Annotated in this window: 10 protein-coding genes; 9 read left to right on the top strand and 1 reads right to left on the bottom strand. The window is 55.6% G+C overall.

The genetic code is table 11. The features are described from left to right. Positions 1-33: 33 nt before the first annotated feature. On the top strand, positions 34-1263 hold the full coding sequence (locus tag F550_RS19575; protein ID WP_083910943.1) for a DNA cytosine methyltransferase: 1230 nt from the start codon (positions 34-36) through the stop codon (positions 1261-1263). Here F550_RS19575 and F550_RS0108005 read toward each other — a convergent pair. Continuing rightward, positions 1241-5299, bottom strand: coding sequence for an AAA domain-containing protein (locus F550_RS0108005; protein WP_018148019.1), 4059 nt, complete (start codon positions 5297-5299; stop codon positions 1241-1243). The genes F550_RS19575 and F550_RS0108005 overlap by 23 nt on opposite strands. Before the next feature lie 258 nt (positions 5300-5557). On the opposite strand from F550_RS0108005, the gene F550_RS0108000 reads away from it, so the two are divergent. The 8 genes from F550_RS0108000 to F550_RS0107960 all read left to right on the top strand — a co-directional run bounded on the left by F550_RS0108000 (position 5558) and on the right by F550_RS0107960 (position 12155). After that, positions 5558-6901: a dihydroorotase gene (locus F550_RS0108000; RefSeq protein ID WP_018148018.1), complete on the top strand. Its 1344-nt coding sequence runs from the start codon at positions 5558-5560 to the stop codon at positions 6899-6901. A 62-nt stretch (positions 6902-6963) separates the two neighbouring features. Continuing rightward, positions 6964-7818: a hypothetical protein gene (locus tag F550_RS19145; protein ID WP_156807870.1), complete on the top strand. Its 855-nt coding sequence runs from the start codon at positions 6964-6966 to the stop codon at positions 7816-7818. A 415-nt stretch (positions 7819-8233) separates the two neighbouring features. Continuing rightward, complete coding sequence (locus F550_RS0107985) at positions 8234-8851, top strand: sulfotransferase family protein (protein ID WP_040500486.1); 618 nt, start codon at positions 8234-8236, stop codon at positions 8849-8851. Between the two features lie 15 nt (positions 8852-8866). Beyond that, positions 8867-9358: a hypothetical protein gene (locus tag F550_RS0107980; protein WP_018148014.1), complete on the top strand. Its 492-nt coding sequence runs from the start codon at positions 8867-8869 to the stop codon at positions 9356-9358. Beyond that, positions 9355-9843, top strand: coding sequence for a hypothetical protein (locus tag F550_RS0107975; RefSeq protein WP_018148013.1), 489 nt, complete (start codon positions 9355-9357; stop codon positions 9841-9843). The genes F550_RS0107980 and F550_RS0107975 overlap by 4 nt, the downstream gene beginning before the upstream one ends. Positions 9844-9850: 7 nt before the next feature. Next, complete coding sequence (locus F550_RS0107970) at positions 9851-10603, top strand: hypothetical protein (protein ID WP_018148012.1); 753 nt, start codon at positions 9851-9853, stop codon at positions 10601-10603. Next, complete coding sequence (locus F550_RS0107965) at positions 10600-11376, top strand: hypothetical protein (protein WP_018148011.1); 777 nt, start codon at positions 10600-10602, stop codon at positions 11374-11376. The genes F550_RS0107970 and F550_RS0107965 overlap by 4 nt, the downstream gene beginning before the upstream one ends. Next, positions 11373-12155, top strand: a complete 783-nt coding sequence (locus F550_RS0107960) for a DUF6090 family protein (RefSeq protein ID WP_018148010.1) — start codon at positions 11373-11375, stop codon at positions 12153-12155. The genes F550_RS0107965 and F550_RS0107960 overlap by 4 nt, the downstream gene beginning before the upstream one ends. The last annotated feature ends 90 nt before the right edge of the window (positions 12156-12245 follow it).

Here is a 12245-nt window from a genome sequence, read left to right as displayed (position 1 = left end):
TAGCGCGAACAAGGTGAGCTCCGCCAAACTACGGTGGAGGGTTGTCCTATCAGAGCGTTGTCACTCTTTACAGGTGCCGGGGGGTTGGACATTGGTTTAGAATTCGCCGGTTTTGATACCATCGGCGCCGTCGAAGCTGATCCACAGGCACGCCAGACTCTGCAGCTGAACAAGCCAAATTGGGTGCTGAGTCAAACGCCGCAGCTCCGAGAAGATAACTTCGAACGAGTACTTGGTGAGATACCAGGAGCACAAAATTGTGAGGCGTTGATAGGTGGGCCGCCTTGCCAACCGTTCTCAAAGGCCGCGCAATGGTCAACTGGAAAATGGAAAGGTCGGTCCGACGAACGGTTTTCGAGTGTGGTCGCCATGCTGGAAATTGCAAAGGCAATTAAGCCGCAAGTAATCATGATTGAGAATGTACCTGGATTTGCTTCCTTGAAGAGCGGAGCCATCCGATCGATCAGAGCGAAGCTTGGCCATATAAACAGGACGGAAGGAACCAATTACCGACTAAATGTTTGGGAACTAAATGCGCTTAACTATGGCGTCCCGCAAATTCGAAATCGAATAATCTGCGTCGCGTTTCGCGACGGATTGTTACTCGCGCCCCCAATACATACGCACTCCGCGCAGCCAGATACATGCACTTACCCTGTACTAAATTGCTGGGATGCAATTGGGGATTTGGACAACGGCACAGAAGCGGAAGAGGTCTCCCAATCGGCTAAGTGGCTCGATTTGCTGCCCTCGATACCAGAGGGAAGCAATTATCTATTTCACACGAGTCGAGGCGACGGCGAGCCAATATTTGGATGGCGGACTCGATATTGGTCCTTTTTGCTAAAGTTAGCGAAAGCACTTCCATCATGGACGCTTTCCGCGAGCCCAGGGCCTACTACAGGACCATTCCATTGGTCTAACCGTCGGCTTTCGATTCGCGAGCAGGCAAGATTGCAAACATTTCCGGACAATTGGCGGTTTGCCGGAAATTATCGCGTGGCAACCTCACAAATCGGAAACGCAGTGCCTTGCGCCTTAGCGTCTGCCGTTGGTGCTCATATTTTGGAAAGTTTGCAAATTTCGCCAAAAGAGGATTGGCAACGCAGTTTAATACCATCGAAGCGGGTCTGCCCCGAACCGCATCCGACAGAACCCGCGCCAATGAAATACCGTGGTTGTTCAATTCCCGCTGATCACCCTGGGCCAGGTAAAGGACCAGGGGCTAAGAACAGAGTTCTCAATTCAACTGAGGTTTCGTGAGAATCCGGGCGACGGCACCGTCGATTTCAATTTCTCGAACGCAACTTGAGCATGCCGTGCGAAGCGTTTTCCACAATAACGAATGCTCATAAACATCAATGTTCGCCGAAATGTGATCGAGCAACGTCTCAGACGCAATCACGATTAATCGATCTTCGTTGCGTGAAAAAGCAACATTCGCCCGGTGTACGTCCATCAGGAATTGTTCCGCTGAGGCTATCGCATCTGGATCGCTTGCGGTTGCGGAAACGATGATAGTTGCCGCTTCGCCGCCTTGAAGACGCTCGACTGTGTCCACGATCGCCACTTCTGGGCGATCTTGTAGCGCCTGCTGCAACAACGCGCGCTGTGCCCTGTGCGGTGTGAGAACCACGATGCTATTCTCGCCGCATCCTTCGGACGCGTCAATTACAGCCGAAACAATGGCTCGTTCGATGGCGTTCTCCTTGCGTGATCGTCTCTCGGAGTGACTAACCAGCACTAAGCCAAATGGGTCGGTCCATACGGGTGCGAACTCCGCGTCAGCGACAGCACCCATGGGCCCCGGGTGCTCAGTGCGTCCTGATAATGCGAAATTGTCGTCTCTAAGGTATAAAACACCTACGACCTCTCGTGTAGCGGGAGGCAGTCTGAAAGTGTGTCGTAGACGAGACACAGATATTCGGGATGGATGGGCTTGATTGTAAGTCTCATCTATTCGCGCAACGACCTCATACGCACTCAAGAAAGGTTGATACCGAACCGTTGGAGGGCGATCTTCGGTGTCCCACGGATGCGACAAAATCGGAGCCAATTGACGATTATCCCCAGCCACCAAAACAGAGGCTTCGGAGGATGTAAGCGAGGCGAGGGCCAACATGGCCGGGAATACCATCATACTCGCTTCATCAACGACCAAGTCTTTAGCGCAAAGGCTGTGCCTTGCGCCCAGCGTTTTCTCCAGCTTCAACAGGTGAGTCGGTGTGCCAAAGAGCAAAGTAACGGAGTTGGCTTTGTTCGCGAAATATGCAGTGGCGTCGCCCACCCTAGGGATATCGTCCAAATCCAGGTTTTGGACGTTTGCGGGTAGGTTCTGAGGATCACGAGACGCAACACGCACCAGTTCGACTGGTGGAAGCTCAAAACCATACTGCCCTAGAATTTGCACCAGGGATGCAATCCAATTCGCCGTCCGCTCAACCAGAGTATCTACTGCTCTGTGTGTAAACCCAGTAACGATCACACGGTCTCCAGCACTCAATCTAGCGGCAATTCTAGAAACAATTGCCACCGCGGTAGTTGCGGTTTTCCCAGTGCCGGGAGGGCCTTGAAGTGCGCTAATTCGACTATCGAGGCTAGCGGACACCGCGAGTATCTGCTCTTCAAGAAGCTGGAAGTCAGTGTTGGGAATGCGCCAGCTTGTTAAAGCTTCGCGAAGTCTATCGCGGACATCTTGTTCCAGCGGCGCAGCGGGAGTCACATTGGGATCGCTCAGATCAAACCATGGGTCGACGTGATTATTTTGATTGGTCTGCAAACGTTCGTCGGTTTTTGGATGAGTGTAGCTGGTGACAGACTTTTCCAAGAGCACGTACGGATACTCGCCAAAGGCATTCGCTGGCGCGCTGAATTGCCTATAAAGCCCTTGCCTTGCCGGTCGCGTACTGAGCTGAATTGTTCCCGCTTCCCAGTCCAAATGCTCAATCCAGCAGCACGCTGCAGGATTGGCTCGCGCTTGATCTTGCGGATTTCCCGTCCAGGACATCATCCGGACGAGGTCCCCCTCGCCATCCGAGTAGCGTCTCTGAAGAACATCGTTGGAGGTATTGACTAAGTCTGCACGAATTCTGGCGCGCACGATGCTGCTGCCTCGATCTCCATCGCCTACGTCTATAACCTCCAAAGGGAGACAACGTCCGCTTTGAATCCTGTCTCTCGCTGTTGAAGTTTGAGCGACTAACCACTCCATATATGCCATCGTCCAATCGATGCGCAGTACATCTATCGCAGCTTGACGAGGGGAGTTTGAGCGAAGACGGAAGTTGCCGAGCTGGCGAATATCAAGCGGGGTCTTCTCAATTCTGTTATTGAAGAATCCCGCTCGCTCATCAACCCAGCGAAGCGCATGGGTCCGCGCCGTGAGGTACGTTGGCAGGATTCCGGGCACCTGAGCAACTCGTTCGTAGCGTTGGATAGCGCTCCTTGCTTGCGCGTCCCAGTGTTCGTCTTCGGAGTTTATTGCGCCCCACAAAGCTCGATAATATGCCACGCTGGTTTGGTCGAAGAACCTACTCCTTAATTCGTAGCGCTGGCGCTCGCCTACGCCATCTTCACACCACTCTCCATCCTCGGTCCAAAGAGTGGTCGCAAAATCGAAAATGTCTTGTTGAAATACATTCGATAGGTCTATTTGATCCCGACCCACGCGTCTTGTCCAATGATAGCGACCACCAAACCAGCGCAATGATGTAGCAACTGAAAGTCCGCGTCCTGTCCAGCCAAACGCGAAGCGTCGGTGAATGTCGGTTTGAAGAGGGGTTACAATAAGTTGCTCGCGCCCCATGCGACATCCGAAGAGTTGCGACATGTTTGCCAACAAACCTGGGCCACCTCGGCTTGTCGCTTCCATTAAGCGCCGCATTTCATTTTCCGACCAAACGTAGAAGTGGATGTATTCTTCGTCGGCCTGGGAAGTTTGTGCAATCGCTTCAATTAAACGCCGGTAGAAGTTTTCCAGCATTGTTCGTTCGGAAGCAGCATCGTCCTGAACAGAATGCGTCCAGTTAGAGTTTTTGAACTCGACCACATCAATGCCGGATAACGGTCTTCGATTGTCGCCGACGGATTCCTCGACCTCAGTAGCTGGACGGTAGCGACCGTCCTCCTGTCGCCAACCAACCTCCAAGCGCCCATTACTATTTGTGACGTGAGCAGCTACAGCTAGTAGTCGATCTTCGATGTAGTCGTAATCGACGTGTAAATAGACGCGGATTACTCTCTGGCCATTAATTTCATGATTGGGTCTGAGCGAAGTCGCGCGCTGAGGCAGTTGTTGGACTTCCCAACCCTCGACAGGTTCTTCCAAGTCCAATGTCTGTACCCTTGCAACGGCTCGCGCTTTAAGTACTTCAATGTCCTCTTCAATTCGCTCATCAGCACTTAGCGCAGCAGCCAATTCGGAATCGACATCGAGTCGAGCCAGTTCGTCGAGTTGGTGTATCCCGTGATCGGAAAGTGCAGCTATGAGGTCGGCTCGAAGTCCCAATAGCTGAATCTTTCGACGGCGAGCAGATTCAGGAAAACAATGCACATTGAAGACACAGGCGTCGCACTTCGGCTCAAGCTTGTATGGCAACGTGTCCAAATCAGCTCTGACGGACCTTTCAAAGACGCCTCCAGCCGCTAGTAGCCGGTTTAAATCATCGCTAGGTACTGACAGACTTAAAGGTTGAAGCTCTAACGGGTTCTGGAGTGCTCTCGATTCCTCATCTATTCGTGCAACTACCGCTTCTACCGAGCGGTCATCCAGCTGATGCCCGTCTATGTTGATGTTAGTGTGAGCAGCAACTTGTTGGGTCATGAGCAGATAACAAGCGGCTTGAATTCGCTGGTATGTTTGATCTTTGCGCGAAGCTTTCGCCTCCACGACTCGAATCACTGGCCGCCCATCGCGCCATAACAACAACACGAAATCCATTCGACCGCTGACTTCGAACGCACCTACTCGTCCGCTCACCAAAACTTCGGTTGCAAAAGCGAGTGTGTCTTGAGCTTTGTCAGAAAACGAAGCCAGCACGTCGCCAAGCGACGGCGTTTCGGTGTCAGCAAGAACCTGTTGTGCACCAGACTCGATCAGTGATTGGTGCCAATCGTTCTCTGCGATTTCCCCTTTTTCTCGCAGAACGACGTCAAGCGTGTTTTCTAAGCGACCGTAGAAGGGCAACTCTTCCCTTATTCGTGCCCTACTAACACTGAGATTCGCCCTCCGCTCGCAGGCATGAAATCTAATAAACTCGCCAATTTGACTCGGCTTCAATTCGGGAAGTGGAGGCAACATGCGTAGCTTTCGTTTCGATTTCTGATGAGCGGGCATTTATCCCTAGCAGAATTGCGAAAAGGTTGCGAAGGGCAACGTACTTCAATCTTTGGTGGTGGATATAATTGGCAAATGCTGACCGCCTGTCGTCCGACACCTGCTTTCCCTTATCCCCTCCCGCATCCGGGAGAGGGGAAGGTTTCTTCTTCTTCGTTTTCGATATGATTCGGATGTCACGCTGTCCGTGACATTGAGCGCTTCTGAGCGCATAAAGAGCTCATGAAAACGACCTATGATCTGATCCTGAAGAACGGCACCGTTGTCTCTCCCGGCGGCGAGGAAAACGTCGATGTGGCTGTGCGCGGCGGCAAGATTGTTGCCATTGGCAAGTTCGATCCTTCGCAAGCCGGTGAGACCTATGACGCGACCGGGCTGCACGTCCTGCCGGGTGTGATCGACAGCCAGGTGCACTTTCGGGAGCCGGGGCTGGAGTATAAGGCCGACCTTGAGACCGAGGCGCGCTCTGCCGCGCTCGGCGGGGTGACGGCGGTGTTCGAGATGCCGAATACCAACCCCTCCACGACCAGCCCTGATATGCTGACCGACAAGCTGAACCGCGCCAGGGGGCGCATGGATGTCGACCATGCTTTCTATGCCGGCGCGACGCATGAGAATACCGGCATTCTGGGTGAGATGGAGCGCATGCAGGGCTGCTGCGGCGTCAAGGTTTTCATGGGCTCATCGACCGGCGATCTGCTGGTGCATGATGATGAAGGCGTCGAGGCAGTGCTGCGCGCGATCAAGCGCAGGGCGGCCTTCCATTCCGAAGACGAGTACCGGCTTGCAGACAGGCAGAAACTTGCCGTTCAGGGCGACTGGAACAGCCATGTCGTGGTGCGCGATGTCGAGGCGGCGGTCAGCTCCACGCGCCGCCTGCTGCGCCTTGCCCGCAAGACCGGCAAGCGCATCCATGTGTTGCATATCTCCACCGCTGAGGAGATGGAGCTGCTCCGCGATGCCAAGGATGTGGCGTCTGTCGAAGTGCTTCCGAACCATCTGACGCTGGCCGCGCCCGATTGCTATGACCGCCTGAAAGGCTTTGCCCAGCAAAACCCGCCGATCCGTGAACAGCGCCATCAGGATGCACTGTGGCGCGCACTCAATGCAGGCATCGTCGATGTGGTTGCGACCGACCATGCCCCGCATGCGCGTGAAGAGAAGCTGCGGCCTTATCCGGCTTCACCGTCTGGCACGCCCGGTGTGCAGACCTTCGTGCCGATCATGCTGACCCATGTGAACAATGGAAAGCTGACGCTGCGCCGTTTCGTGGAGCTGACCTCGGCTGGTCCGCAGCGTGTCTTCGGTATCGCGAACAAGGGCCGGATTGCTGAAGGCTATGACGCCGACTTCACCGTCGTGGACCTGAAGCGCAAGGAAACGATCACGGAAGAGTGGACCAAGGCCAAATGCGGCTGGACACCCTATGATGGCTTCGAGGCGACTGGCTGGCCTGTCGCGACCATCATCCGCGGCCAGTTCGTCATGCGCGATGGCGAGATAACGCAAAAGGGCGGCGGCAAGCCGGTCAAGTTCAACGAGACGCTGGAGCCGGAGGCGGTTTAGCGCTAGCTTTTGAGCGCTGCTTTACGTCAAAGTAGACGATAGGTCGAACAGGATTAATTAGTTTGGCGAAATCAACTCAGCAACGTGTAGGAATGAGCGTCAAGTATGCCTTCCAAACAGCTGTTGTCGGATGGGTAGACTTATTGGGATATGGGTCGCAGATCGCCCAAGCAGATTTCATTCCAACCCATCCTCAAGCAGAAAAAGCGCACCGGCGCCTACGCGCATTTCATCAAATAGTTGCGAAGCATAGTCGAAGAAACTTTCCATCTCTCGTTACGAATGACGGGGCGATTCTGTATCGTGATCTTTCGTACCGCTGCAATTCAGTTACTTACGACTTCATCCGACGCGCATGGAACTTATTTCAGGAAGTCAATTCAAGCGATCTGAGAGATAAGAACTGTGGTGCGCGCATGGTCGTGGCTGCGGGATTCAGGGTTAGAGGAAGAAGGGCCGGAATTGATCAAACTGCTGGCCATGTCGACTCAATATTTAGACGGTTCGAACGCGGTGATATTGATGCAAAGCAAGCAATTCACGAGGCGAGCCGCGCGCAGGCTAAATTTGATATCGTTCCCCAGCTTCAATCAAACTATGCTTTCACTAAAGCGTATTTAGCCGAAACGGGCGGATCAAAAGTGGGCTTTGCTGGCAAGAAATTTTATTTGGATATGTCTTTGCTAGAACAGCCTGTCGCCTCAGACATAAATGTTGCGCGCACTGTTGATTGGCACCATGCGGGTTTGAATATGCGCGGATGCTTCGGCGAAGTAGAAAGCATAGTTGACCGTGGCCATGGCTATATGCCGAAGGATACATATCTTAATGGCTTAGAGGTTGCGAAATCCCTTTCTAAAGACCCGAATATATTGGAAAAGCTGCGCAATTCCAAAATGTCGAGATCCCGCAAGTAGCAACGAATAATAAGACATATTAGGCTTTGCGATCTTGAGCTGGGCATGCACCAACTTTCGCGAACTCTGTCATTGCTCCGCGAGCCGCATCTGAGGGGCGACCACGCGAGAAGCAGTGGCGTGCTACCTGATGCTGCTAGATCGTGCCGGAAGAGGTCTTTCGAGTGGGGCGGGCGAAAGTCCTGAAAAATTTCGCGGAGCGCCCAGCCATCTACTTCACCGAAGAAGGCCGCGCCCGCTAGGACGTGCAGGCCCGGCACAATCTGTCCCGGTCCATCGCACAGCTGGGCGGTTGAGCGTGTTCCTTCCGTTTATTTCCCGCCGGGGTGACCTGCCTCAATTCTCGCGCTAGCATCCACTTGATGACTTCGAGTCCGCCTTGCTGGACGAGTAGTCGATATGGGTGGGACCAGACATGAAAATCATTGGCACTGGCCTCGGCCGGACTGGGACGATGTCGCTGAAGCTGGCGCTTGAGCAGCTTGGCTTTGGGCCATGCTACCACATGGAAGCGGTGTTCAACGACCTGGAGAAACGGGTGCCGCAGTGGAATGACGCGCTGGCAGGACAGCCTGACTGGGAGAAAACATTCGAAGGGTTCGATAGCGGCGTAGACTGGCCGATCGCCGGGTTTTACAGGGAGTTGTACGCCGCCTATCCCGACGCGAAATTTATCCTCTCGACCCGCAGCCCGGATAGCTGGGCGGCAAGTTTCAGGGCGACGATCGCAAAACTTCTTGAAGAGCGCGGCATGGCGGCGGAGCCGATGAAGCCATGGCTGGAAATGGCCTATGGTGTGATCGCCCGAAGCGGTTTCCCCGACGGCCTGTCAGACGCGGAACGCATGGCCCGGTTCACGGCGCATAATGAGGCCGTCAAACAGACGATCCCGGCCGGCCAGTTACTTGTCTTCGAGGTGAAGCAGGGGTGGGACCCGCTCTGCCGCTTTCTTGGCATCGATGTGCCGCAAGGCCCATTCCCGAGGACAAATGACCGGGCCGAGTTCTGGGATCTCGTCTCCGGCGGACAATAAGGATGGGGCCGGCCTATGACGCTTGAACAGCTCTATTTCCTTGCTGGAATCGTCTCTTCGCTTGCTGTGATCGCCTCGCTTGTTTTCGTCGGATTCCAGCTGAGGCATTCGGCGAACCAGCAACGTATCGCGACAGCCGTCAGTTATTACGATTTCTTCCGGGACCATATGAAAACCCTAGAGGAAGCCAGTCTCGTGGACCTGTTTCTGCTGGGTCTGGAGAGGGGGCCGGAAACCTTCGAGCCAGCTGAGCGGACAAAGCTCAACGTCTTCTACACCATGCTGACGCGCGGCTATCAGGTCATGCATTATCAGGCGCGGAAAAAGGTTTTCGAGGAGGACTTCTGGCACCATACGCAGAACCATTTCCGCGACCACCTGGCATCGAAGTATTATCAGGGATTCTGGCTCGCCCGCAGGCATCATTTTCCGCCAGGCTTCCGTAAACTGGTTGATGAATTGATCGAGGCCGGGCCGACCGCGCCGTTGCTGGAGATGGCGTCATGACGCTCGAACAGGCAGCGCTTATCGCACAGATTGCCGGTGTCGTCGTTGTCGCCGCAACACTAATCTATCTCGCTATTCAGGTGCACCAGGGCGCGCGGCAGATGCGGTCGGAGGCGCGTCAGGCGCAGCTCACCTATGACCAGACGGGGGTCTACAAATTCGTCGACTTCCCTGAGCTCGGACGCATCTTTTCTCAAGCTGAAACGCCAAGCTTCGAGCAGAAGACGCGGCTCTTCTTCTGGATGATCGGGCAGATGCGGGCGCGGGAATATGAGTGGCTGCAATATCAGAACGGCGCGATCACGAAGGAATCCTGGGAGACCTACCGGAGCGTGATCTACTTCGTTCTCGGCACCGCCCGCGGCCGTGCGCTGTGGGATGTCTGCCGGACCTATTTCAATCCGGGCTTCGTCGATGTCGTCGATGCCATGGTGAAGGACGCACCGGAAGTCGATCTATGGGACCGGCTCGAGGCAGTAGAGTGACGGTCCGATGATTCTCCGCCGCCTTACTACCGCGCTCCGCAAGCAGGACTGGTTCACGGTCCTCATCGAGACGTTGATTGTGGTGCTTGGCGTCTTTCTCGGTATTCAGGTCGCGAACTGGAACGACGCGCGGATCGAACGGTCCATGGAACGACAGTATCTGGTTCGGCTGCATGACGACATGCAGCGAAGCGCTGTGGCCATCCGGAATTCGAACACGTTTCTGGCAGGTCAGGTCGAAAATGAAGGTGTGCTGCTCTCCAGCCTTAAGTCATGTGAAATTGCCGAAGCAGACCGGTCAGCCGTGGTGGCTGCGCTTGGTTCGCTGGGGAAGTACAATTTTGCTGTCGTTGATCGAGAGCTCGTCGACCAGTTGCGGGCGTCCGGCCAATTCGACGTGATCTCAAACCGCAAGGTCCGTGAGGCCATTAATTTGATGTCCCAGGAATCCGATGGCCAGCTTCGCGTCGAGCCGCAATGGCTCGAGCACGCCACACCCTGGACCAATTACGCCCGCCGCTTCTATTATTTCGACAGCCCGGAAGAGGTCGATTCCGGGCGCTGGGAAAGCTGGGAGAATCTGCAGTTCGACGTCGGCACGGCCTGCCAGGATTTCGAGTTCAAGGCGGCGGTCGGTAATACCCGGGAAGCGACGCGCAATCTCTATCACTGGAATGGGGCAGTTCTCGCCCGCGTGGTGCAGGCCGAAAGGGCACTCGCCGAAGAGTTGGTTACGCGCGGATGGGACGACAGGCGATGATCCTCCGCCGCCTTACCACCGCGCTCCGCAAGCAGGACTGGTTCACCGTCCTCATCGAGACGCTGATCGTCGTGCTGGGTGTGTTTCTCGGTATCCAGCTTGGCAACTGGAATGGCGCGCGGGCAGACCGGGAGCTGGGTGACCAATACGAAGTTCGTCTGGTCGCCGACCTTGAACAGGATCTGGCCGACAATCTGATCCTGCGCGCCTATTACGATCAGGTGCTCGCCAGTGTCGTGGAGGCCGATCGGCTGTTGGCCAGCCCCGATGCAAACTCGAAGGACCTCGTTGCCGCCGCTTACCGGGCGAGCGAGTTCAGCAACAACCCGACCGACCGGGCAACGTGGGATCAGATCGTCTCTTCCGGGCACCTCGGCCTGCTGCCAAGCCAGGAGGTGGCGGATGGGTTGTCCGAGTATTACAAGTTCCAGGATCTGAACGACGAGACCAATAGCCTGCTGCAGGGTACGCCTTACAGGTTTGCAGTCCGGGCACTCATTCCGCTGCCCCTACAGCTGGCGATCAGGGAAGGGTGTAGTGACACGGTAGGCGAAGCCGGCGCCATTACCGGCTTTGTGGCGGTGTGTCGTATAGATGTGGATGAGGCCCTGCTCGAGGCAGCGGCGCTGGAGCTGAAATCTTCGCCGTCAATTCGGGAAGCATTGCGCCACCAATATTCGATGGTTGCCACCGTGCGTAATAATATTGACGGAAATATCGCCAACCTCGAGGTCGTCATTGACGGGCTTCGCAATGATGGGGCCGCGCCATGATCCTACGCCGCCTCGCCACCTCCATCCGCAAGCAGGACTGGTTCACCGTTGTCATCGAGACGCTGATTGTCGTCCTTGGTGTGTTTCTCGGTATCCAGCTTGGCAACTGGAATGAGGACCAGGCGAGTCATGAGCGCGCGGCAGTGTTCAGTGAGCGGCTGACCGTCGACCTTCGCTATGAGGCCTGGGCCTATGAGTATCTGCTGGCGTACAACAAGGATGTCCGGCGCAGTGCACGAGCCGCGCTCGATTCGCTGACTGGCGCGGCGCCGCTGCCGGACGATCAGTTGCTGGTAAATGTCTACCGGGCGACGCAGTACAAGTATAATGACCGTGGCCGGGCGACCTATGATGAGCTGATCTCGACGGGGGATATCGGCTTGATCGAGGATGAGACGCTGCGCACGACAGCTATCAGCCTGTTCACCACAGACCTGCTCGATGTCATTGCTCAAGAGGGGCGGACCGCACCGGTGAGGACGATTTTTCGCCGCCGGGTGCCAGCGGGCGTACAGGCGGAAGTGCTGCGACAGTGCGGCGACCGCTTCGTCACCAGCGGCGACTATGACGCGATTGTCGGCTCGCTCGCCTATCCGTGTTCGCTGGATCTGCCGCAGGACGAGATCGCGCGCGCCGCCGGCCTGCTGCGCGCTGACCCGGATCTCATCGAGGCGCTGCAGATCCGCTTCGCAGATGTAGAAACGGCGATCACCGATCTCGAAACGGTGAACGCGCCGATGGTGGCCAAGCTCCGCAGTATTGCCGGTCGGGGAACATAAATTGGGGACGCCCGCAAACTTCCTGCCTGACATTTTCGGCGAGCGGGTTAGGGTTCGCCACAAACGTAAATCATACGCCGGAACCGGGAG

The sequence above is a fragment of the Henriciella marina DSM 19595 genome (assembly GCF_000376805.1).
Lineage (GTDB): Bacteria > Pseudomonadota > Alphaproteobacteria > Caulobacterales > Hyphomonadaceae > Henriciella > Henriciella marina.
Note: the sequence above shows the minus strand (reverse complement) of the source record. Positions and strands in the feature narration are given on the sequence as shown.